Genomic DNA, 22,645 nt, shown 5'->3' with positions numbered 1-22,645 from the left:
ATGAAGATCGCGGCGGTCCACACCCATCTGCTGGAATACCGGCTGCCGACGCCATTCGAAAGCGCGTCCATGCGCTTCGACCGGCGGGCGCATATCCTGGTCGAGGTGGTCTGCGACAACGGCCTCGTCGGCTGGGGCGAATGCCTCGGCCCGGCCCGGCCAAACGCCGCCGTGGTCAAGGCCTATACTCCATGGCTGATCGGCGCCGATCCGCTGGAGACCGAAAAGATCTGGGCGGTGCTCTACAATGCCCTGCGCGATCAGGGCCAGCGCGGGCTGGCGATAACGGCACTTTCGGGCATCGACATCGCGCTCTGGGATATCAAGGGCAAGCATTTCGGCGTGCCCGTCTCGACCCTGCTCGGCGGTCGGTTCCGCGAGAGCGTCAAGGCCTATGCCACCGGCAGTTTCAAGCGTGACGGCGTCAACCGTCTCGACGACAATGTCGCCGATATCACCCGCTACCAGCGCGAGGGCTTTCACGCCAGCAAGATCAAGATCGGCTTCGGCGTTGCCGAGGATCTCGCGATCGTGCGGGCCGTGCGCGATGCCGTCGGCCCGGATTTCCGCATCATGGTCGATGCCAATCACGGCTATGACGCGCTGGACGCCATCCGCTTCGGCAAGGCCGCAGCCGAACTCGATATCGACTGGTTCGAGGAGCCTGTCGTGCCCGAGCAACTGGCCGCTTATCGCGAGGTGCGCGATCGCCAGCCGATCCCGGTTGCGGGCGGAGAGACCTGGCACAGCCGCTGGGGCATGCGCGAACCCATCGAAACCCGCGCCGTCGATATCCTCCAGCCCGATCTGGCGGGCACCGGCGGCTTTACCGAAGCGCGACGGATCGCCGATCTCGCAGCCCTTCACGGCGTGCGCGTCGTGCCGCATGTCTGGGGAACGGCCGTGCATATCGCCGCGGCCCTGCAGTTCATGGCGGCGATGGTGCCGAGCCCGGTGCGCGTCAACCCGGTGGAGCCGATTCTGGAGTTCGACCGAACCGAAAACCCGTTCCGCCAGGCCGTGGTGAAGACACCGATCGATCATGTCGGCGGTATCGTCGCGATCCCGGATGGCCCGGGCCTCGGTATCGAGATCGATCGCGATGCGCTCGTCGAATACCGCATGCCCGACGCAGGAAAGGACATCTAATGCTCGTCAGACCGCTTTCCGGACCAGCACCGAGGATCGCCTTTCCCGCCGGCGCCGTCGATTCGCAGATGCATATGTATCTGCCGGGATATCCGGCGCAGCCGGGCGGTCCCGACCTCCCTGCGGGCAGCCTCCCCGACGCCGATCAGTATCGCGCCTTCATGCGCTGGCTCGGCATCGACCGCGTCATGATCACCCAGGGCAATGCGCACCAGCGCGACAACGGCAATCTCATCGCCTGCCTGACCGAGATGGGCGACATTGCCCGGGGCGTCGCGGTCATCGATGCCGAGACGAGCGAAGGCGAGCTTGATCGTCTTTCGGCCGCAGGCGTCGTCGGCGTGCGCATCATGGATCTCCCGGGCGGCGCCGTCGGCCTCGATGCGCTGGAAGCCGTCGATGCCAAGGCCACCAGCCGTGGCTGGATGGTCGCCATCCAGTTCGACGGCAACCGGATCCTCGATCATGTCGATCGGCTGAAGGCGCTGAAATCGCGCTGGGTCTTCGATCATCACGGCAAGTTCTTTGCCGGCGCCGCGCCGGATGGCGCCGAGATCACGGCGCTGCGAGGGCTGATAGATGGCGGCCGGTGCTGGTTCAAATTCGCCGGCGTCTACGAGTCGTCCCGTTCCGGCGGACCTGACTTTGCCGATGTCGCCGCCTTCTCGCGCGTGCTCGCCGCGCATGCGCCGGATCGCATCGTCTGGGGCAGCAACTGGCCGCACAATCTGGCGAAGACTCAGGACGCCTATCCCGACGATATCGCTCTCGCGAACACGGTTCTCGGCTGGATTGGCGACGAAGCGGCCATCCGTCAGGCGCTGGTCGACAATCCGGAGGAACTGTTCGGCCTTCCCGCATGGCAGGCGGCCGAAAAGAAAGTCTGACGCGACCCGGCAGAGGAGAGCCGGATTTCTTGAAAAGGTGGAGGAAACACATGAACATTGCAGGCAAGCTGATCATGGCGCTGGGCATTGCCCTCGCCGCATCGACCGCGCAGGCGCAGGAGATCACCCTGCGGTCCGCGGATATTCATCCCGATGGCTATCCGACCGTCGAGGCGGTCAAATATATGGGCCAGTTGCTCTCGGAACGGACGAACGGCCGGATCAAGATCGAGGTCTCCAACAATGCCGTCCTCGGCAACGAGAAGGACACGATCGAGCAGACGCGCTTCGGCGTCATCGACATGAACCGCGTCAATGCCGCGCCGTTCAACAATCTCGTGCCGGAAACCACGGTTCTCGGCCTGCCCTTCCTGTTCCGCTCCACCGAGCACATGCACCACACGGTGGATGGACCGATCGGCGATGAGGTGCTCAAGGCGTTCGAGCCGCATGGTCTCGTCGGTCTTGCCTTCTATGACAGCGGCGCCCGCTCCTTCTACACGACCAAGAAGCCGATCGAGACGCTGGACGATCTCAAGGGCATGAAGATCCGCGTCCAGCAGTCCGACCTCTGGATCGCCATGATGCAGGCCTTCGGCGCCAACCCGACGCCCATGCCAATGGGTGAAGTGTATTCGTCGCTCGAAACCGGCGTCGTGGATGGCGCCGAGAACAACTGGCCCTCCTACGAGTCCGCCCGCCACTTCGAAGTCGCGAAGAACTATACGCTGACCGAGCATTCCCTGAACCCGGAGATCCTCGTCATTTCCAAGATCTCCTGGGACAAGCTGACGCCCGAAGACCAAACGCTGCTGCGGCAGGCCGCCAAGGATTCCGTCGGCAAGATGCGGGAGCTTTGGACCGCGCGCGAAAAAGCGTCCGAGGAGAAGGTTCGTGCGGCCGGCAACAACATCATCAAGGTCGACAAAAAGCCCTTCGCCGACGCGATGAAGCCTGTCTATGACCGCTTCGTCACGGACCCCGCCATGAAGGACCTGCTCGAGCGCGTTCAGGCCGTTCAGTAACATCCGCATCCGGCAGGCCCGTCTCGGGCCTGCCGTCGCACGTGCCGGCGCGGGCATTTCACCGGCTCTTTGGGAGGACTCTGCAATGCGGCATTTCATGTCGACCGTGCGGCCGATTCTGGCCGTGCTCAACCGGACGGCGCTCTATCTCGCCGGCCTCGGGATCGTCGCGATGACGCTGATCATCGGCTGGCAGGTGTTCGGCCGCTATGTGCTGAACGATACGCCGAGCTGGTCGGAGCCGCTGTCGCTGCATCTCATGTCCTGGTTCATTCTTCTCGGCGCCGCCGTCGGCGTTCGCGAAAGCGTGCACCTCGGTCTCGATCTCGTGCACCACATGGTCTCGCCTGCCGTCCAGCGGCTGATGGACCAGATCAGCCTCGGCCTCATCACCCTCTTCGGCATCGCCATGACCTATTACGCCATCCTCCTGGCAGCCGGCACGTGGAGCGCACGCATTCCGGTGCTCGGCTGGCCGGGCGGCGTCGATTTCATCCCCATGATCGTCGGTGGCGTGCTGATCGCGCTGTTTGCAGCCGAACGCTTCGTCGATGTGTCCCTCGGCCAGGAAGTCACCGACGTCGTCGTGCTGACGGAGATTGCGTAATGGCTTACACCATCCTTTTCGGCACGTTCACCACGCTGATGTTCATCGGTATGCCGATCGCCTTCTGCCTCGGCATCGCGTCGGTCGCCACCGTGCTCTATATGGGCCTGCCGCCGATCGTCGTGTTCCAGCAGATGAACTCCGGCATGAACGTCTTTGCCATGATGGCGATTCCGTTCTTCATCTTTGCCGGCGACCTCATGGTGCGGGGCGGCATCGCCACCCGGCTGATCCGCTTTGCCGCCGGCCTCGTTGGTCACCTCAAGGGCGGTCTGGGGCAGGTCAATATCGTTGCATCGACCCTTTTCGGCGGCATCTCCGGCTCGGCCGTCGCCGATGCCTCGGCCGTCGGCGGGCTGATGATCCCGCAGATGGCCGCGCGCGGCTATGACCGGGGCTATGCCGTCAACGTTACGGTCAACGCCGCGATCATCGCACTTCTGATCCCACCCTCGCACAATATGATCCTCTATTCGATCGCCGCCGGCGGGAATGTTTCGGTCGCCGATCTCTTCACCGCCGGCATCGTTCCCGGCTTCATGCTGGCCGGCGCCCTGATGATCACGGCCTATATCGTCGCCCGCAGGCGCGGCTATCCCGCGGAACCCTTCCCCGGTTTCTCGAAGGTCGGCTACTACCTGCTGGCATCGTTTCCCGGCCTGCTCCTGATCGGCATCATCTTCGGCGGCGTCCGGTCCGGCATCTTCACGGCCACGGAAAGCTCCTGCATCGCGGTGCTCTATGCCTTCCTCGTCGCCACCCTCGTCTATCGCGAACTCGACTGGTCCGGCTTCGTGGAGGCGGTGCTTGGGGCGGCCCGCACGACCTCCATGGTCCTGCTCGTCATCGGCACGGCGGCGGCGTTCGGCTGGCTGATGGCTTTCCTGCAGGTGCAGACTTTGATGATCGCGGCGATCAGCGCCATTTCCGACAATCCGCTGATCGTTCTCCTCGTCATCAACATCATTCTGCTGCTGCTCGGCACCTTCATGGACATGGCGCCGATGGTGATCATCGCAACGCCGGTTCTGTTGCCCGTCGTCAAGGCATTCGGTGTCGATCCGGTCCATTTCGGCGTGGTGATGATCCTCAATGCCGGGATCGGGCTGAACACGCCGCCGGTCGGCACGGTCCTCTTCGTCGGCTGCGCCGTGGGCGGCATCTCGATCCGGGAGGCGATGAAAACGATCTGGCCGTTCTTCGGCGCAAGTATCGCGGTGTTGCTGCTGGTCACCTACATCCCCGCGCTCTCGCTCTGGCTACCGTCCGTCTTCCGATAGACGCCCGGCGCATCCACAGGTCTCGCAACGCCCTGCATCATTCCGATGCGGGGCGTTTTTGCGTCCCGGAGCAACGTGCGGCGGCTGACGCAGCGCAGACCCGCGCCTCGTCATGGCGGATACCGGTCCGCCGCAGACACACAGCATCGATCATGGAAGATCTCCAGAAACGGAAAAGCCTGCCGCGGGAGGAGGTGCGGCAGGCTTTCCGAAAAAACCGAACATGGGCTGGGAGGAGGAGTGCCGATGTTCGAACAGACGTCCCTGGGAGGAGGAGTAGGACATCTGTGGAACGAAGCTTTGCGGGAGGAGGTGCATCGCTTCGTTAGATCTGAGTATACGGATTTTGGCGATCGATCCCAGAGACGTCTTTGCACTGCAGCCATGCGGTAGGAGCAGGACTGAAGCGCTGGGAACCGACCACGTCCGATCAGGCGCGAAACCGGTCGAAGGCCGTCAGTCGCCGTTTGGGCGGATCCGCCTCGGGATAGCGGTAGATCTCGCTGCGCAGGAAGCGCAGTTCCTCATCCACAGCCTCCTCCGCGATCTCGATCCACCAGGATTTCGGCCGCCCGTCGCTGCCGTCCGCCCAGCGATAGCCCCGCGCCTTCAGGTGGTCCTTCATGTCGAAGGGACTGTGCTCGGCATAGATGCGCACACGGCTGGCCTGGCTCGCCCGATGCAGTTCGGCAAAGGCCGTGGGAACGCCGTCGACGGCTCGGTTCAGCACTTCCAGAAGCGCGAAGCAATCGTCGACCGCCCGGTGACCGTCATGGAAGAAGCCTGCCTGACCGATGAGATAGCCGAGCTTGGTGCCTTCATAGTCGAGTGCCGACCAGTCGATCTCCGCATTCGAACACGCCCATGCCTTGCGTTCGAAGACGGGGTGAAATGTCTCGCAGAAAGGCCGGTCGAAGGCCGCGTTGTGGGCGATGACGAGGTCCGCCGGTGCCACCATGGCGTCCAGCGCCGCGACGTCGATCTCCTGCCCCGCCACCATCTCGTCTGTGATCCCCGTCAGGCGCGTGATCTCCGGCGGAATGGGTGCGACGGGCTGCCGCAAGCCGCCGAAGACGCCGGTGATATCCCCGATGTCGCCGCTGGCATTATAGGTAAACGCGATGGCGCCGATCTCGATGATCTCGTTGCGGCGATGATCGAGGCCCGTGGTTTCCGTATCCAGAATGATCCCGCGCAACGGAAAACCGGGCCGAGGCTCCGCCGTGACCGCGCGTGGCTCCAGCTTGCGCAGGATCCGGTAGCGGCCGGTACCGGTCAATTGGGCGACGAGGCTTGCTTCCGCGGCCGGGCCGGATGGCGAAGGCGCGGGCCGCGCGCGGCGTGTCGCTGGTCGGGATGTCTCGCGCGCCTCCGGCGCAAACATGTCGAACTGCATTGCCATCGCCTGCCTCTTCCGCCCGTCCTGTGCTTTGAGTCTATCGGGACTCGTCTGGATCAGTATAACCCGGTGCCAGGTCAACGTCAGGAGCAAGCCCTTGGAAACCACTGAAATCGGCAGCCGCAGCGACTTTGCGCTTTGGGCGATCCAGCGCGCGCAGGAGATCGTCACGAGCGAGGGGGCCGCCTTTGCGATCGCCGCACGCGACATGAACGAGGATGCTCTGGCCGCCACCGCCGCCGCCCTCGGCACGGCCATTTCCGAAGCGATGCTCGAAGTCTTCGACGGGCTGATCGGCGACTGAACGGAACCGCCAATGGTCATCGTCAAGTTTCCATCAATTTCAGACGGATACGCCCTTCCCTTCACAGGGAACCGCCATATCTCCTTCTTCAGCGTCCTGGAGGCATTTCCCGGAGGCCTTGAATGTAAGGAGTTGGGGTTATGGGAAGTTCTGCACTGATCAGCATCCTGATCACGTTTCTCGTCGTTGTTCTGGTTCTCTATCTCGTCGCACGCCTGCCGATCGACGGCCGTGCCAAGCAGATCGTCCAGATCATCGTCATTATCATCGGCATCATCTCGCTGCTGAAGTATCTCGCCGTCTTCTAGGCGAGGCATGATCGACAGACGGAACAGGTCCGGCCGCCCGCCGGGCCTGTTTTCGTTTGTGCTGCTGGCGTCTTTCAGTCGAATTTTTCATGAGCGTCCGCCTTCCCCATGACCCAGTAGCCGGCCGCCTTCAGCCAGCCCTGCGGCAGGCCCCGCCGTTCGACCTCCGCGCGCAAGGCGCGGGTGACGGAGGCTTCCGCCGCGATCCAGACGAAGGTTTCCGGCTCGATCGTGACGGTCTTCAACAGGTCGAGAAGCGGGCCTGCATCGCTCGCGAACGCAAGCGAGCGGTAGGCCCAGAGCGCATTCAGCGATGCCTTGGTCTCGAAGACTTGTTTTTCCCCGGCGTCGGCGACAGCCACGAGGCTGGTGACGACGTGATCGGGGGCGGCCTCCTCGATCCGGCGGCCGATCGCCGGAAGGGCCGTCTCGTCTCCGATCAGCAACCAACGCTTCACCGTCGCGGGCATGACGGCCGAACCGCGCGGTCCGCCGATCTGCAGTTCGTCGCCGACCTTGGCATTCATCGCCCACTGGGTTGCCGGGCCGGCCTCGTGCAGCGCGAAGTCGATGGCGAGGCTGCCGGTTTCGGCATCATACCGGCGCGGTGTGTAGTCGCGGCGCTCCTCCTCGCCTGTGGCGGAGGGCAGCAGGATCTTTACATGATCGTCGGGCGACAGACTCGTGAAGCCGGCAAGGTCTTCGCCACGAAGTGTGATCCGCACCATCGCGGGCGTCACGCGTTCGATGGCGGAAACCGTCAGCGTTCGCCGGGTGAGCACATGGCGAACACGCTCGATGCGCGGTGGCTGGTTTTCGGATGAGATCATGGAGGGGGTCGTGGAGAGGTTCATGGTCGGGCGTCCTTTCAGAAGACACGGATACGAGATGTCGGTACGTCGAAGCCCACCAATCAGGCGTCAGCTTGACATTCCGATATATCGTGATATATCCGCGATATGACAAAAGATCAACAGACACCCCTTCCTGAAACGACCGATATGCCGTCTCCAGAGAAACGCGCAGATCATGGTGAAGCGAAAACCTCGCCTGCAGAGCACCCACGTGCGGAACGACACGGGCATAACGGAAAACATGAGCGACACGGCCACGGTCCCCGTGGCGGACCGCGCGGGGACCATGGAGAGCATGGCGAACGCCATGGTCGGCATGGTGGACATGAGGGCGAGCGCCGCGGCGGGCGACACCGCCTGTTCGACTATGGCGAGTTCCGACTGCTTCTCCTCGCGATGATCGCCGACCGCCCGAGCCACGGCTACGAGCTGATCAAGGCCGTCGAAGAACGGTCGGGCGGCAATTACGTCCCCAGCCCGGGCGTCGCCTACCCCACCCTCGCCTGGCTCGACGATATGGGCTACGCGGTGATCGAGCCGGAAGAAAAGGGCCGGAAGCTCTACCGCATCACGCAGGAGGGCCAGGCCTTCCTGACGGAGAACCGGGAGATGGCGGATGTCCTGCTCGCCCGTCTCTCGCCCTCGGCCCGCGGCCACATCCCGCCGCCCGTTCTGCGCGCCATGGAGAACGTCAAATTCGCCCTGCGCCTCCGGCTGAAGCAGGAGACGGTCGATGCCGAGACCATCGAGGCGATCGCCTCGGCACTCGATGCGGCCGCGAAAGCCATCGAGCGGAGCTGATCCCTTTCCACCGTCTCGTGACGCGAGACGGTTGCCAGACTCGACCATCCTGGTTTACCCCTGACGATACATACGCCGCGCCTAATGCGCGGCGATCGGTTTCGGATGGACGCGCCGCATAGTTCGCAGGTGCCGCGACGCAAGCAGGATCGCGCGGCGTGTCGATTTCTGGTTTTCGAGGATGAGGACAATCCCATGACGAACGCAGCGCCCGGCCATCTTGGCCTCCTCGGCAGGATCTGGCTGATCATCCTGGGTGTCGTGCTCGCTCTGGTCGGCCTGTTTCTTGCCATCGCCGGCGGACGGCTGGCACTTCTCGGCGGCAGCCTCTATTTCGTCGTGACCGGTGTCCTCGTGATCCTCTCCGGCGCGCTGGTTCTCGCCCGTCGGCCGGCCGGCGCCATTCTGTTCCTCGTCGTCTCGGCGCTGACGGTGGTGTGGGCGGTCTGGGAGGTCGGGTTCGACTTCTGGCCGCTCGTTTCGCGCCTGCTCGCATTCGGCGTCGGCGCGACCGTCGTTACGCTGAGCCTGCCGCTTCTTCGGCGTGCGCGGGGCTTGCGCCCCGCCACCCTGCCCTCGCTCGGCCTTGCACTCGTGCTGGCGGTCGCGTCCGGCGCCGGCTTTGCCGGCATGTTCGTGCCGCATCCGCCGGTGCCCTTTGCCGGAACCGCCGCTCCGCTCGTGCCGGTCGATCCGGAGCGGGAGCAGAAGGACTGGGCGCATTACGGCAACGACCAGGCCGGGCGCCGCTTCGCCGCGCTCGACCAGATCAACCGCGACAATGTCGGCCAGCTGAAGGTCGCATGGACGTACAGGACCGGCGACGTCGCCGAGAGCCCGACCGGCAACGAGGCCGAGGACCAGCAGACACCTCTGCAAATCGGCGACCGCGTCTTCCTCTGCACGCCGCACAACAATGTCGTCGCGCTCGAGGCGGATACCGGCAAGGAAATCTGGAAGGCCGAGATCAACGCGAAGGCCTCCGTCTGGAACCGATGCCGCGGCCTTGGCTATTTCGACGCCGCCGCACCGCTGCAACAACCGACGGCGGCGGGGGCAACGCCGGTCACCGCGGTTGCCGTTGTGCCGGGCGCCCTGTGCCAGCGCCGTATTCTCATGAACACCATCAATGCCGAACTCATCGCGCTCGATGCCGATACAGGCGCCTTCTGCCCGGATTTCGGCACGGCCGGCCGGGTGGATCTGAAGGTCGGCCTCGGCGCCGCGCCGGATCCGGACTACCAGCTGACCTCGCCGCCGACCATCGCCGGCACGACGGTCGTCGTCGGCGGGCGCATCGCGGATAACGTCCAGGTGGATATGCCGGGTGGCGTCATGCGCGGTTTCGACGTCATCACCGGCGCCCTGCGCTGGGCCTTCGATCCCGGCAATCCCGCGATCACCGGCCTTCCGCCGGAAGGACAGACCTACACGCGCTCGACGCCGAACGTCTGGGCGCCCATGACCTACGATGCTGCGTCGAACACCGTGTTCATGCCCGTCGGCAGCCCCTCCGTCGATCTCTGGGGCGGCTCGCGCACAGCCCTCGATCATCGCTACGGCGCGTCCGTTCTCGCGCTCGACGCGACGACCGGACGGGAGAGATGGGTCTACCAGACCGTCCACAACGACCTCTGGGACTTCGACGTGCCGATGCAGCCGACCTTGATCGACTTTCCGCGCGAAGACGGCAGCAGCGTCCCCGCCGTCATGTTCGGCACGAAGGCAGGTCAGGTCTATGTGCTCGACCGGGCGACGGGCAAGCCGTTGACGGAGGTTGTGGAGCAGCCGGTAAAGCCCGGCACGATCCGGCAGGAGCAATATGCGCCGACCCAGCCCCGATCTGTCGGCATGCCGCAGATCGGTGCGGCGACGCTGACCGAAGCCGACATGTGGGGCGCAACGCCGTTCGACCAGCTTCTTTGCCGGATCCAGTTCAAGTCCATGCGCTATGACGGCCTCTACACCGTGCCCGGCACGGATGTGGCGCTCAGCTTTCCCGGCTCGCTCGGCGGCATGAACTGGGGCGGCCTGTCCGTCGATCCCGAGGCAGGTCTCGCCTTCTTCAACGACATGCGCCTCGGCCTCTGGATCCAGATGTTCCCGCAGCCGGTCGAGCAGAGCGCGCAGCGCGATGCCGCCCAGCCGAAATCGGGACCGAACCAGGGCGATGTCGACGGCAAGGTCGCCGTCAATGCCGGCGGCGAGACGCCGAACACGGGGATGGGCGCCGTTCCGCTGAAGGGCACGCCCTATTCGGTCAACAAGAACCGTTTCCTCTCGCAGCTGCAGATCCCCTGCCAGAAGCCGCCCTTCGGCTCGCTGACGGCGATCGACCTGAAGACCCGCAAGATCGTCTGGCAGGTTCCTGTGGGCACGGTGCAGGATACGGGCCCCTTCGGCATCAAGATGATGCTGCCTATCCCGGTCGGCATGCCGACGCTCGGCGGCACGCTCGCGACCCAGGGCGGTCTCGTCTTCATTGCCGGCACGCAGGATTATTACCTCCGGGCGTTCGACAGCCGCACCGGTGCCGAGGTCTGGAAGGGCCGCCTGCCGGTCGGCAGCCAGGGCGGGCCGATGACCTACAAGTCGCAGAAGACCGGCAAGCAGTATATCGTGATCTCCGCCGGCGGCGCCCGGCAGTCGAAGGACCGCGGCGATTATGTCATCGCCTATGCGCTGGACGACCGGTAGGAGCGAGCGGCCCTACCCGCTCATCCTCAAACGAAAACCGGCCTCGCGATGAGGCCGGTTCTGTTGCGTTCGTCACCCGAAACGTCTCTTCCGGTCAATCGTCGTAGACGGGCAGCTGTGCTGCTGTCGCGGCATCGATATCCACGACGAGGCGCAGGCCGTCCTGCTTGATCTTGTCGAGAGCGACCACGCGATGTTCGCGTCCGAGATTGGCGTCGCGCTCGAAATCGATCGCCACGCCCGTCGGCGTCGTCTTGTCGCTGCCCACGACATCCTCGATCTCGCCGATCTTCTGGCCGGTCGCGTTATAGACGTGCATGCTTTCCAGATCGTCCGCCGTGACGTTGAAGCCCGGAACCATCGTCTTTCCCGACACATCCACCATTGCGGTCGCCGGCGCCTGGGCGAAGGAGGCTCCGGCGCCCGAGAGAAGCGCGAGGGTCGCGGTGGTGATGAGGGTCTTGAGCTTTGTCATAGAGAACTCCGTCTTTATGGGATGATGACGCAGACCACGGTCGGCGTCGTCTGCAGCCCGGAAAGGCGGAAACCACCCGTTCGGTTCCCCGAAAGATGTCGCTCGACGATCACGACGCCGTCAGCGACAAAGGCATGCTGCCGTCCGGCGTGGCGAGCGCGATCCGGCGACCGTCCGGGCCGAACAGATGCAGACGCTCAGCGGGAAAGCCGACGGTAAGGTTCGTTCCCGGCGCGAGGAGCGCACGGTCGCTAGTGAAGATCTTGAACGGCAGCCCGTGTACGGTGAGGTGGAGGATGATGCCAAGCCCGGTCGGCTCGATCAGTTCGACGGACGCCGCAACGCCTCCGGTCACTGGGCGAATGGCGACATGCTCGGGACGGATGCCGAGCGTAACGGATGTTCCCTCGGGCAGATCGACCGCCTGCCCCAGCGCGATCGTCGTTCCGTTCGTCAGGCGCACGAGGCTTGTCCCGTTGTCGGAGACCATCGTGCCGTCCAGCATGTTCATGCCCGGCGAGCCGATGAAGCCGGCGACGAAGAGGTTGGCAGGCCGGTCGTAGAGCTCGAGCGGCGCGCCGATTTGCTGCACCGCGCCGGCATTCATCGCGACGATGCGCGATGCGAGCGTCATGGCCTCGATCTGGTCGTGGGTGACGTAGACGGAGGTCGCACCGAATTCGGCATGCATGCGCTTGATCTCGGCCCGCATCTGCTCGCGCAGGCGCGCATCGAGATTGGAGAGCGGCTCGTCGAACAGGAAGGCCTTCGGCTGCCGCACGATGGCGCGGCCCATGGCGACGCGCTGCCGCTGCCCGCCGGAGAGGGCCTTGGGGCGCCGGGCGAGGAACGGATCGAGGCCGAGCTTCGCGGAGGCGGCGGCAACGGCGGCGGCGATCTTCTCCTTCGCCGTGCGGCGCAAGCGCAGGCTGTAGCTCATATTGTCGGCGACGGTCATATGCGGATAGAGCGCATAGGACTGGAACACCATGGCGATGTCGCGGTCCTTGGGCTTGAGATCGTTGACCTCGCGCCCGTCGATCGACATCGTTCCGGACGAGATCGATTCCAGACCCGCGATCATCCGCAGCAAAGTGGACTTGCCGCAGCCGGAGGGACCGACGAGAACGATGAACTCGCCGTCCGCAATCGACAGATCGACCCCGTGGAGCACCGGGTGGTCTCCATAGGTCTTGACGATATCACGCATTTCGATGGAGGCCATGAGTTACCCTTTCACCGCGCCGGCCGTCAGGCCCTGCACGAGATACCGCTGGATCAGGAGGAAGAAGAGGCAGGCCGGCACCAGCGCCATGACGCCCGCCGCCATCATCTGCCCGAAATCGACGGAGAATTTCGACACGAAGGTGAGCAGCCCGACCGGGAATGTCGCGCTGTCGTTGCCCGAGATCAGCATGAGCGCAAAGAGCAGCTCGCTCCATGCGGCGGTGAAGACGAAGCCGAGCGTGGCGGCGATGCCCGGCAGCGTCAGCGGCAGGATGATCTGGCGGAAGGCGGTGAACCGGCTCGCCCCGTCGATCATCGCCGCATCCTCCAGATCCCTCGGAATGCCGTCGAAGAAGGACTGCATGAGGAAGGTGGCGAACGGCACGTTGAATGCGGTGTAGACGATGACGAGGCCCGTCAGGCTGTTGGTCAGCCCGAGGGGCGACAGCATCTTGAAGATCGGCGCGACCAGCATGACCAGCGGAAACATCTGGGTGATCAGCATCAGCGCCACGACGGCATACTTGCCCCGGAAGACGAAGCGGGAGAGCGCATAGCCCGAGAGCGACGAGATCAGCGTAACCGCCAGCGCCGTGGAGCCGGCGACGATCAGGCTGTTGCGGAAGAAGGTGGGAAAGGCGCTGTTCTCGATGACGTAGCGATAATGCTCGAGCGTCGCATGCGACGGCCACATGCGCACGCCCTCGCTGTAGAGCAGGTCGTTCGGCGTCACCGACACCTTGAGCAGCCAGTAGAGCGGAAACAGGGCGAAGACGACATAGGCGAGAATGGCCAGACGGTGCGCGATGGTGAGAAGGATGTTCATGCTCAATCCTTCTCGATCAGGCGCTGGCGGATGACGACGATCACCATGGAGTAGGCGAGCAGCAGCACGAGGAGGACCAGCGCGATGGCCGAGGCATAGCCGAAATCGAGCCGCTTGAAGGCTTGGGTGAAAATGTAGCTGGCGACGATCTGGGTGCGATCGGCGGGGCCGCCATTGGTCATGACGATGATGAGATCGGCGAAGTTGGCGATCCAGACCGTGCGCAGGAGGACCGTGATGGCGATGGTCGGCGCGAGAAAGGGCAGCGTGATCGAGGTGAAGCGCTGCAACGGATTGGCACCGTCGATCGCAGCCGCCTCGTAGAGATCGCGCGGGATGGCCTGAAGCGCCGCGAGAAGCGTGATCGCGAAGAACGGAATACCCCACCAGACATTGGCGATGATCGGACCCCACATGGCGAGCTGCGGATCGGCGAGGATGTTGTTCGGTGCCGACAGGATGCCGAGCGAGACCATCCAGTGCGGCAGCGGGCCGATGACCGGGTTGAACATCCACGCCCAGTTGAGCCCGGCAAGAAAGGTCGGGACGGCCCAGGGCAGGAACACCAGCGCCTGCGCGAGGCCGCGTCCGGCAAACGGCTTGTCGAGGAGAAGCGCCAGGATGAGCCCAAAGAAGAACTGGAGAAAGACGGATGCGCCGGTCCACCAGAGCGTGTTGCGCAGCGCGCGGTAGAACGCCGCATCCTGCGAAAGCTCGCGGAAATGGTCGAGCCCGACGAACCCGCCGGAGAACGGATTGAGCAGCTGGATATCGCGGAACGCGTAGGACAGGCCGAGCACGAGCGGCACCAACATGACGGCGACGATCAGCACGAGAACGGGTGCCGTGTAGAGCCATGGCTCTGCGGCATCGGCAAGCCGGCGGGCGAAAGGCTTGCGCGGGCGGCTGCCGGTCGAGGAAGAGGTCATGGTGTCGTCACCTGAGGGTCCGGCGCTGTCATGAGGGCGGAGACCGGCGCGCAACGGCATGGCTGCGCGCCGGGATCTCGACGAGGGTTACTTCGCGGCGAGGAACTTCTTCTGCGCCTTGGTCATGTAGTCCGCCCACTGCTTGGCAAGCTCTTCCGGCGTGATGTCGCCCAGCAGCGCTTCCTGCGAGGTCTTGATGACCAGCGAGTCCTTGAAGAAGGCGAACTCTTCCAGATAGGTCGGCATGGTCGTCGGCACGGCGTTGGTGTCGGCAAGCTCCGCAAACCAGCCCTTGAACTGTTCGCTCTGGTAGAACGGGTCCTTCTCGGCCGTCGTCAGAGCCGGCAGGGCGCCGGTCTTCTTGTTCCACGCGATGTTGCCTTCCGGCCCTTCGAGCGTCGAGATCAACTTCCAGGAGAGGTCCTTGTTGGCCGACGATGCCATCATCGACCAGCCCGCAAAGCCGATGGTGGGGAAGGTCTTGCCATCCGGGCCCTTCGGCATGGTCATGACGCCGAAGTCCTCGGCCTTCATGCGCTGCGCGATCGCGATCAAGGCGTCCGGGTCCTGATCGAGGAAGGCGCAGGTGCCGGAGTAGAAACCGGCGACGATCTCGTTGAAGCCCCAGTTGACGCTGTCCTTCGGGGCGTAGCCGTTCTTGTAGAGATCGACCACATAGGTCAGACCCTTGATCCAGCCGGGGCTGTCGAAGGTCGAGGTGCCGTCTTCGTTGAAGAAGCTGTTAGAGCCCGCCATGCTGGCGCCGAACATGACCCAGCCGTTCAGGCCCCCCGGGCCGCCGCGCAGGCAATAGCCGTACTTGCCGGGAATGGCGGACACTTTCTTGGAGGCCTCGGCGAACGCTTCCAGCGTTTTCGGCGGTTCAGTGACGCCGGCCCGTTCGAGGAGCTTCTTGTTGTAGAACATCGCCCGGAGATAGAACCCGTAGGGCAGCATATAGGCCGTGTCCTTGACGTCGCGGCCGAGTTCCAGCGTGCGGGCGCTGAGGTCCTTGGTGTGTTCCCACTCTTTCAGATAGGGCTCCAGGCTCTCCAGCATGCCGTTATTGGCATAGAGCGAGAGCCATGTGTCCGGCATTTCGATAACGTCGGGCACGTCGCCGGCCGAGACCATGGTCGCGAACTTCTGGAAAGCGTCGCTCCAGGGCAGCGAGACGATTTCGACCTTCGTGCCCGGATTGGCGCTTTCGAAGGTGGAGACGATGCTCTTCAGCGTCTCGGTGCGCTCCGGGCTGGTGATGACCTCGACAAGCTTCAGGGTGGTGTCGGCCAGCGCGGTGCCGGCCATCAGGGCGGTAAAGAGTGTGGCTGCGATCAGGCGTTTCATGCTGTTCTCCCTTTTTTGATTGGAATGTCGGTCTCAGGCCGCCGCCGCGGATGTCGCGGCGTGGATGGCAGGTTCCAGATCGGCCCAGAGCGCCTCGGTCCCCTCCAGCCCCACATGCAGGCGGACGGACCGGGCGCTGATGCCGAAGGTATGGGCGGAATTCGGCTGTGCCTTCTGCTCCAGCACGACCTCGCCGGGAACGATCAGGCTTTCATGCCCGCCCCAGGACACGCCGAGCTTGAAGAGGCGAAGTTTGTCGGCAAAGGCCCGGACGTCGACACCCTCGCGGAAGATGAAGGAGAAGAGGCCCGATGTGCCGTTTAGTCCCGGTGGCAGGCGGTTGGCGAGGCCCGGGTGGCACACGGTCTCCACCGCATCCATCGCCTGCAGACGCGTGGCGATCTCCAAAGCGGACGCCTGATGCTGCTTCATGCGGATCGGCAGGGTACGCAGGCCCCGCACGATGAGCCAGGCGTCGAACGGCGACAGCTTGCCGCCGAGATAGGGATAGGCCTCGCCGCGGATACGGTCGATCAGCGCCTTCGGCCCCGCGACGACGCCGGCGACGACATCGCTATGGCCGCCGAGATATTTCGAGGCGGAATGCAGCACGAGATCGCAGCCGAGCGAGAGAGGCTGCTGGAAGATCGGGCTTGCCCAGGAGTTGTCGATGACAGAGATCGCGCCGTGACGGCGGGCGATGGTCGCAAGTGCGCCAACGTCATGCGCCTCCATGACCCAGCTCGTCGGGCTTTCCATATAGAAGAGCTTGGCGCCGGGCATGGCCGCCTCGACGGCCGCCTCGTCGCGACCGTCGACATAGGTCACAGCGATGTTCATGCGCTTGAAGAAGGTGCCGAACAGGCGGAATGCGTCGGGATAGAGATGCCGGACGGCGACGATCCGGTCGCCGGGCTCGACAAAGGACAGCACCGTCGAGGAGATCGCCGCCATGCCGCTTGCAAAGCCCAGCGCATCTTCCGCGCCTTCGAGCTTTGCCAGCATTTCCTCGAACAGGCGCACAGTCGGGTTGAGGCCACGGGTATAGACCGGGCGGCTGCGCTCGCCGCGATAGGTCGCGACCATCTCGTCATAGCTCGAAAAGGTGAAGAGCGAAGTCTGCACGATCGGCGGCACGACAGCCTCGAACGCGTGGGTCTCGTCATGAGCGACGATCAGCGAGGCGGGATCGAAGAGATCGTGGCCTTGGGTCATTTCGACATGTCCTTGATATCTTCCTCGACGATGGCGAGGATTTTCAGCGTTTCCGTCCGCGCAGCCTCCGCGTCGCCTGCAGCGATCGCATCGAAGAGCGTCCGGTGGAAAGGAAAGGAGCGCGCCGCGAAATCCGGCCGGTCGAAGGGCTTCGACCAGAAGCGCTCGAAACCGCCCCGCATCTGTTCGAGCAATTGCCCAAACAGCGGGTTGTGGGTGGCGTCGTAGATCGACAGATGAAACGCGAGATCGGCCTTGCCCGACGTGCCCTCGGCAAGGTGCACCGCCTCCATCTCGTCGAGGCGGGCTTCGATGATCTGGAGATCCGCTTCCGTCCGGCGGCGGGCGGCGGCCATGGAGGCCTCGACCTCGATGCCGCGGCGAACCTCGAGCGTCATCAACAGGGCGTCGCGAAGACCGACGGATTCGAACGAGAGCGGCATATGGACCGTGCCGGCGGAAATCGGCTTCAGCAGGTAGTTGCCACTGCCCTTACGGCTTTCGACCACGCCCAGCGCCTGAAACTTGCCGATCGCTTCGCGGATGGTCGAGCGGCCGACGCCGAGCGCCAGCATCAGCTCACGCTCGGCCGGCAACCGATCCCCGGCCTTGAGGCCGGCATGCTCCACATACTGCACCAGCGCCGTCTCTACCTGCTGCGCCCTGTTTATGGGTGGCAAGGGCTCGATGTGGGTCGGTGCACGGGGCGATACGCTCACGATCAGGACTCGTTGAAGAAAAATTGGTCTGACATCCTGCCAATTGAGAATGCCTTGCCGATTTTGTCAAGCGGCCATCGCCGCTTCTTCATGCCCTCGCGCTAATGAACCTTTAAAGATGAACCTTCGCCATGCAGTGGGCGCACAAAATCAGCCCCGTGCCGCATGATCGCTCAGCGGCACGAGGTGAAGGTCGACCGTCCAGTTACCGGCGGCCGACGTCGGCGATGGTGGAATGGCTGCGCGCTACGCGCCTGCCGGTGGGATGACGCCCTTGGTCAACAGGAAGCAGCCGTAGAACCGCGTCTCCCCCGTCGAGATGACGCAATAGGCTTTCTTCGCCAGATCGTAGAAAGCGAAGCGTTCGATGCCGTACATCGGGCACGGCTTGCCCTCCGCGCGGTCGATCTCCGCCTGAACCTCGCACTGCACGTCTGGCGCCTCGTCCGGTGCGCCCATCACTTCCATGCGGCACGCCGAATTCTGCAGCGGCGTGTCCAGCGGCAGAACGGAGAGGATCGCCGCGATCGCCTGCGGTGCGCTCAGATTGGCCATCGACAGCGGCCGGCCGATGACCGTCTGCCGTCCGACGCTATCGGTGGGGAAATTGGTGTCCGACACCACGAGCGTATCGCCATGTCCCATGGACCGCAGGGCATGCAGCACGTCGGCACCGAGTGCCGGATGAATGTTCTTCAGCAAGATTACCTCCCATTACGTCTTCGTCGCGGCGCCCGCCGCTCGTCCCGAAGGCCTCCGTCACGGCTTCTGCCGGGAAGCCCCTGACGATGTACCGCTCCGGGTCGATCGAGACCAGACCAAAGGCGTGATCGAGCGCTAACATTTGAGCGGATAAGCCTCGGCGTCTCGCAGGCCCTCTGTTCAAGCGTTTCCCCGGCTGATATGTTCGTTATTTGTTCCCAAGCCCCCGGCGCGACGATTCCGTGAAGGGGTGCGGAACATGCAGGCAGCACGGGGAAGACGGCATGGCGGCGGTAGCCTATCTGGAGACGTTGAACGAGCGACAGCGCCAGGCCGTCGAACATGGCATCGTTTCCAACGGAACGACATCCGACACCGTCGCAGGTCCGCTCCTGATCATCGCCGGGGCGGGATCGGGCAAGACCAACACGCTCGCGCACCGCGTCGCCCATCTCATCGTCCATGGAGCCGATCCCCGGCGCATCCTTCTCATGACATTTTCGCGCCGCGCGGCGTCGGACATGGCGCGACGGGTCGAGCGGATCTGCCGGAAGGTGCTCGGCGCCAATGCCGGCGTTCTCACCGACGCCCTTGCCTGGTCCGGCACGTTTCACGGCATCGGCGCGCGGCTGTTGCGGATCTATGCCGAGCAGATCGGTCTCGATATCGACTTCACCATTCACGACCGCGAGGACAGCGCCGACCTCATGAACCTCGTGCGGCACGAGCTCGGTTTCTCCAAGATGGAAAGCCGGTTTCCGACCAAGGGCACCTGCCTTTCCATCTATTCGAGGGTGGTGAATTCGCAGACGCCGCTCGCCGATGTGCTCCGCCTGCATTTTCCCTGGGTCGCCGGCTGGGAAGCACAGCTGAAGAGCCTGTTCGCCGCGTATGTCGCCGCCAAACAGGCCCAGAACGTGCTCGATTACGACGACCTCCTGCTCTACTGGGCGCAGATAGTGTCCGATCCCGGCCTCGCGCAGGATATCGGGGACCGTTTCGACCATGTGATGGTGGACGAGTATCAGGATACGAACCGGCTGCAGGCTTCGGTTCTGATGGCCCTGAAGCCCGGCGGTCGCGGCCTGACCGTGGTCGGCGACGACGCACAGTCCATCTATGCCTTTCGCGCCGCTACCGTCCGCAATATTCTCGATTTCCCCGGCGCCTTCAGCCCGGCGGCCGACGTCATCACGCTCGACCGCAATTACCGTTCGACCCAGACCATCCTCGCCGCCGCCAATGGCGTCATCGATCTCGCGCGCGAGCGGTTCACCAAGAACCTGTGGACGGAGCGCCAGTCGGCGGAGCGGCCGAAGCTGGTGACGGTGAAGGACGAGACCGATCAGGCCGCCTTCATCGTCGAGCAGGTTCTGGCCAACCGCGAAACAGGCATGACGCTGAAGCAGCAGGCCGTGCTCTTCCGCTCGTCCAACCACAGCGGGCCGCTGGAAGTCGAACTGACGCGGCGTAATATTCCCTTCGTGAAGTTCGGCGGGCTGAAGTTTCTCGACAGCGCGCATGTCAAGGACATGCTGGCCGTGCTGCGGTTCGCGCAGAACCCGCGCGATCGGGTGGCCGGGTTCCGGCTGCTGCAGATGCTGCCGGGTGTGGGGCCTCAGACGGCCGGCAAGATCCTCGATGCGATCGCTGCCGATCCCGAGCCGCTTGCGGCTCTTGCCGAAATACCAGCCCCGCCCCGCGCCGGCGACGACTGGAGCCGCTTCGTCACTCTGCTGGAAAGCCTGCGAAAGGCCGGCCCCGGCTGGCCGGCGGAGATCGGTCTCGCGCGGATGTGGTACGAGCCGCATCTCGACCGCATCCATGAGGATGCCGACACGCGCAAGGCCGACCTCCTGCAGCTGGAGCAGATCGCCACCGGCTATGCCTCGCGCGAGCGCTTCCTGACGGAGCTGACGCTCGATCCGCCGGATGCGACGAGCGACCAGGCCGGCGTGCCGCTGCTGGACGAGGATTACCTCATCCTCTCCACCATCCACTCCGCCAAGGGGCAGGAATGGCGATCCGTCTTCATGCTCAACGTGGTCGATGGCTGCATCCCCTCGGATCTTGGAACCGGGACGACGCAGGAGATCGAGGAGGAGCGCCGTCTTCTCTATGTCGGCATGACACGGGCGAAAGACAGCCTGTCGCTGATCACGCCGCAGCGCTTTTTCACCCATGGGCAGAACCCGCAGGGCGATCGGCATGTCTATGCCGCGCGCACGCGCTTCATTCCCGCAACGCTGCTGCAGTTCTTCGAGAGTGCCACCTGGCCGCTGGTTTCGGCCTCCGCCTCCGAGCGCAGTGCCCGCGAGATCCGCATCGACGTCGCCGCCCGCATGCGCGGCATGTGGAGCTAGGCCATGCAGACGGGTGCTCCGACCCTGCCGGAAACGGCAGCAGACGCAGCAGCCCGCGAGGCGGCGGATCTGGCAGACGCGCTGGCGTCTCCCCCTGCAGACGCCGCACCGGTGGCCACGCTTCAGCCCGGCGATGGGCCGGTGCGCAAGATCATCCATGTCGATATGGATGCCTTTTATGCCTCGGTCGAGCAGCGGGACAATCCCGAGCTTCGCGGCAAGCCCGTCGCCGTCGGCGGATCGGCCGCGCGCGGCGTGGTGGCGGCAGCGAGCTACGAAGCCCGAGTGTTCGGTGTGCACTCCGCCATGGCATCGGTCACGGCCAAGCGCAAATGCCCGGACCTGATCTTCGTCAAACCGCGCTTCGAGGTCTACCGCGCCGTGTCGCAGCAGATCCGGGAGATCTTTGCGGACTATACGCCCCTGATCGAGCCGTTATCGCTGGACGAGGCCTATCTCGACGTCACGGAAAACCTGAAGGGCATGGAGATCGCGACCGAGATCGCCGCAGAGATCCGTGCCCGGATCTTTGCCGCCACCGGGCTCACGGCCTCGGCCGGCATCAGCTACAACAAGTTTCTGGCAAAGATGGCGTCCGACCAGCGCAAGCCCAATGGTCAGTTCGTGATCACGCCCAGGAACGGCCCGGCCTTCGTGGAGGCCCTGCCCGTGAAGAAATTCCACGGCGTCGGCCCGGCCACGGCAGAGCGGATGAAAAAGCACGGGATCGAGACGGGCCTCGATCTCAAGATGAAGCCGCTCGCCTATCTCCAGCAGCATTTCGGCAAGTCCGGCGCGTATTTCCACGGGATCGCGCGCGGCATCGACGAGCGCCGCGTGCGGTCGGACCGCATCCGCAAGTCGGTCGGCGCCGAGGACACGTTCAGCGAGGACATCTCAGACCTCGCCCTCGCCGAGGCCGAGCTGCGCCCGCTGGCGGAAAAGGTCTGGCGGTACTGCGAGGCGCACGACATCGCCGGCAAGACGGTGACGGTGAAAATCAAATATGCGGATTTCACGCAGGCGACGCGTGCGAGAACGGTGGCGTCGACCTTTGCCCGGATCGAGGAGGTTCTCGATGTCGCCGACCAGCTGCTGGCGACGGTTCATCCCTTTCGCCGGCCCGTGCGGCTTCTCGGCGTGACGCTATCCTCGCTGACGACGAGTGGGGCAGATGCCGACGCGGGCGCGGAACCGCAACTGGATCTCGGCCTGTAGGTCTCGGCGCCTGCGGACGCCGCCAGAGAAATGGATAAGCTCAAAACGAAAAAGCCTGCCGCGGGAGGAGGTGCGGCAGGCTTTTCGATAAGAACCGAACGGCGACTGGGAGGAGGATGTCGCCATTCCTTCGAACGGGCCTGGGAGGAGGAGGGGAGCGTTCGAAACACGAAGGGATGCGGGAGGAGGTGCATCGCTTCGTCGGGATCATATGTACCCGGACATCCCTGCCCTTACGAGAGGCAATGTTGCAGTGCAGCTATGCAGAAAACGGAGAGCAAGATCGGACCCCCGAAGCTGCGCGGACAGACCT

The 22,645-nt window shown here is 64.3% G+C and carries 22 protein-coding genes; 12 read left to right on the top strand and 10 right to left on the bottom strand.

What is annotated here, in order from left to right:
* The 5 genes from LRX75_RS01585 to LRX75_RS01565 all read left to right on the top strand — a co-directional run bounded on the left by LRX75_RS01585 (window position 1) and on the right by LRX75_RS01565 (window position 4,948).
* Window positions 1–1,149: a mandelate racemase/muconate lactonizing enzyme family protein gene (locus LRX75_RS01585; RefSeq protein ID WP_231811448.1), complete on the top strand. Its 1,149-nt coding sequence runs from the start codon at window positions 1–3 to the stop codon at window positions 1,147–1,149.
* Window positions 1,149–2,036: an amidohydrolase family protein gene (locus LRX75_RS01580; protein ID WP_231811447.1), complete on the top strand. Its 888-nt coding sequence runs from the start codon at window positions 1,149–1,151 to the stop codon at window positions 2,034–2,036. Before LRX75_RS01585 ends, LRX75_RS01580 begins: the two co-directional genes overlap by 1 nt.
* A 50-nt stretch (window positions 2,037–2,086) precedes the next feature.
* Window positions 2,087–3,061, top strand: coding sequence for a TRAP transporter substrate-binding protein (locus LRX75_RS01575; protein WP_231811446.1), 975 nt, complete (start codon window positions 2,087–2,089; stop codon window positions 3,059–3,061).
* An 85-nt stretch (window positions 3,062–3,146) separates the two neighbouring features.
* Window positions 3,147–3,668 carry a TRAP transporter small permease gene (locus LRX75_RS01570; RefSeq protein ID WP_113151507.1) on the top strand — a complete coding sequence of 174 codons (522 nt, stop codon included), beginning with the start codon at window positions 3,147–3,149 and terminating at the stop codon, window positions 3,666–3,668.
* On the top strand, window positions 3,668–4,948 hold the full coding sequence (locus LRX75_RS01565; protein WP_113151508.1) for a TRAP transporter large permease: 1,281 nt from the start codon (window positions 3,668–3,670) through the stop codon (window positions 4,946–4,948). Before LRX75_RS01570 ends, LRX75_RS01565 begins: the two co-directional genes overlap by 1 nt.
* 430 nt (window positions 4,949–5,378) lie before the next feature.
* On the opposite strand, the gene LRX75_RS01560 is transcribed toward LRX75_RS01565, so the two are convergent.
* Entirely contained in the window at window positions 5,379–6,350 is a 972-nt protein-coding gene (locus tag LRX75_RS01560; protein WP_231811445.1) for a 3'-5' exonuclease, read from the bottom strand.
* 94 nt (window positions 6,351–6,444) lie between these two features.
* Here LRX75_RS01560 and LRX75_RS01555 point away from each other — a divergent pair, with 94 nt between their 5' ends.
* Together LRX75_RS01555 and LRX75_RS01550 are read left to right on the top strand one after the other, a co-directional pair.
* A complete protein-coding gene (locus LRX75_RS01555) occupies window positions 6,445–6,651 on the top strand; it encodes a hypothetical protein (protein WP_113151510.1) in 207 nt (68 codons plus the stop codon).
* A 140-nt stretch (window positions 6,652–6,791) separates the two neighbouring features.
* Window positions 6,792–6,959: a Thivi_2564 family membrane protein gene (locus tag LRX75_RS01550; protein ID WP_092936807.1), complete on the top strand. Its 168-nt coding sequence runs from the start codon at window positions 6,792–6,794 to the stop codon at window positions 6,957–6,959.
* A gap of 74 nt (window positions 6,960–7,033) precedes the next feature.
* On the opposite strand, the gene LRX75_RS01545 is transcribed toward LRX75_RS01550, so the two are convergent.
* The gene (locus LRX75_RS01545) at window positions 7,034–7,813 is read right to left on the bottom strand and encodes a siderophore-interacting protein (RefSeq protein ID WP_231811444.1); all 780 of its coding nucleotides are present in this window, start codon (window positions 7,811–7,813) and stop codon (window positions 7,034–7,036) included.
* 241 nt (window positions 7,814–8,054) lie between these two features.
* Between LRX75_RS01545 and LRX75_RS01540 the strand changes: the two genes are divergently transcribed.
* From LRX75_RS01540 to LRX75_RS01530, 3 genes are all read left to right on the top strand, one after another.
* A complete protein-coding gene (locus LRX75_RS01540; protein WP_231811443.1) occupies window positions 8,055–8,213 on the top strand; it encodes a hypothetical protein in 159 nt (52 codons plus the stop codon).
* Window positions 8,210–8,614 (top strand): PadR family transcriptional regulator, encoded by a 405-nt coding sequence (locus LRX75_RS01535; RefSeq protein WP_231811442.1) that lies wholly within the window; start codon window positions 8,210–8,212, stop codon window positions 8,612–8,614. Before LRX75_RS01540 ends, LRX75_RS01535 begins: the two co-directional genes overlap by 4 nt.
* A gap of 195 nt (window positions 8,615–8,809) precedes the next feature.
* The gene (locus LRX75_RS01530) at window positions 8,810–11,311 is read left to right on the top strand and encodes a glucose/quinate/shikimate family membrane-bound PQQ-dependent dehydrogenase (protein ID WP_231811441.1); all 2,502 of its coding nucleotides are present in this window, start codon (window positions 8,810–8,812) and stop codon (window positions 11,309–11,311) included.
* Between the two features lie 94 nt (window positions 11,312–11,405).
* Here LRX75_RS01530 and LRX75_RS01525 read toward each other — a convergent pair whose 3' ends face one another.
* The 8 genes from LRX75_RS01525 to LRX75_RS01490 form a co-directional block, all read right to left on the bottom strand.
* Entirely contained in the window at window positions 11,406–11,786 is a 381-nt protein-coding gene (locus tag LRX75_RS01525; protein WP_231811440.1) for a PRC-barrel domain-containing protein, read from the bottom strand.
* A 109-nt stretch (window positions 11,787–11,895) separates the two neighbouring features.
* Window positions 11,896–13,011 carry an ABC transporter ATP-binding protein gene (locus LRX75_RS01520; RefSeq protein ID WP_231811439.1) on the bottom strand — a complete coding sequence of 372 codons (1,116 nt, stop codon included), beginning with the start codon at window positions 13,009–13,011 and terminating at the stop codon, window positions 11,896–11,898.
* A gap of 3 nt (window positions 13,012–13,014) precedes the next feature.
* The gene (locus LRX75_RS01515) at window positions 13,015–13,839 is read right to left on the bottom strand and encodes a carbohydrate ABC transporter permease (protein ID WP_420851125.1); all 825 of its coding nucleotides are present in this window, start codon (window positions 13,837–13,839) and stop codon (window positions 13,015–13,017) included.
* Window positions 13,840–13,841: 2 nt separating this feature from the next.
* Window positions 13,842–14,768, bottom strand: a complete 927-nt coding sequence (locus LRX75_RS01510) for a carbohydrate ABC transporter permease (protein ID WP_231811437.1) — start codon at window positions 14,766–14,768, stop codon at window positions 13,842–13,844.
* Window positions 14,769–14,855: 87 nt separating this feature from the next.
* The gene (locus LRX75_RS01505) at window positions 14,856–16,115 is read right to left on the bottom strand and encodes an ABC transporter substrate-binding protein (protein ID WP_231811436.1); all 1,260 of its coding nucleotides are present in this window, start codon (window positions 16,113–16,115) and stop codon (window positions 14,856–14,858) included.
* A 33-nt stretch (window positions 16,116–16,148) separates the two neighbouring features.
* Window positions 16,149–17,330, bottom strand: a complete 1,182-nt coding sequence (locus LRX75_RS01500; RefSeq protein WP_231811435.1) for a PLP-dependent transferase — start codon at window positions 17,328–17,330, stop codon at window positions 16,149–16,151.
* Window positions 17,327–18,019, bottom strand: a complete 693-nt coding sequence (locus LRX75_RS01495; protein ID WP_231811956.1) for a FadR/GntR family transcriptional regulator — start codon at window positions 18,017–18,019, stop codon at window positions 17,327–17,329. Before LRX75_RS01495 ends, LRX75_RS01500 begins: the two co-directional genes overlap by 4 nt.
* 276 nt (window positions 18,020–18,295) lie before the next feature.
* Window positions 18,296–18,751 (bottom strand): RbsD/FucU family protein, encoded by a 456-nt coding sequence (locus tag LRX75_RS01490; RefSeq protein WP_231811434.1) that lies wholly within the window; start codon window positions 18,749–18,751, stop codon window positions 18,296–18,298.
* Between the two features lie 284 nt (window positions 18,752–19,035).
* On the opposite strand from LRX75_RS01490, the gene LRX75_RS01485 reads away from it, so the two are divergent.
* Window positions 19,036–21,114 carry an ATP-dependent helicase gene (locus tag LRX75_RS01485; protein ID WP_231811433.1) on the top strand — a complete coding sequence of 693 codons (2,079 nt, stop codon included), beginning with the start codon at window positions 19,036–19,038 and terminating at the stop codon, window positions 21,112–21,114.
* A 3-nt stretch (window positions 21,115–21,117) separates the two neighbouring features.
* Window positions 21,118–22,332: a DNA polymerase IV gene (gene dinB / locus LRX75_RS01480; protein ID WP_476748525.1), complete on the top strand. Its 1,215-nt coding sequence runs from the start codon at window positions 21,118–21,120 to the stop codon at window positions 22,330–22,332.
* The last annotated feature ends 313 nt before the right edge of the window (window positions 22,333–22,645 follow it).

Origin of the sequence: Rhizobium quercicola (genome assembly GCF_021168455.1) — a bacterium.
In the GTDB taxonomy this organism is placed as follows: Bacteria; Pseudomonadota; Alphaproteobacteria; order Rhizobiales; family Rhizobiaceae; genus Ferranicluibacter; species Ferranicluibacter quercicola.
Note: the sequence above shows the minus strand (reverse complement) of the source record. Positions and strands in the feature narration are given on the sequence as shown.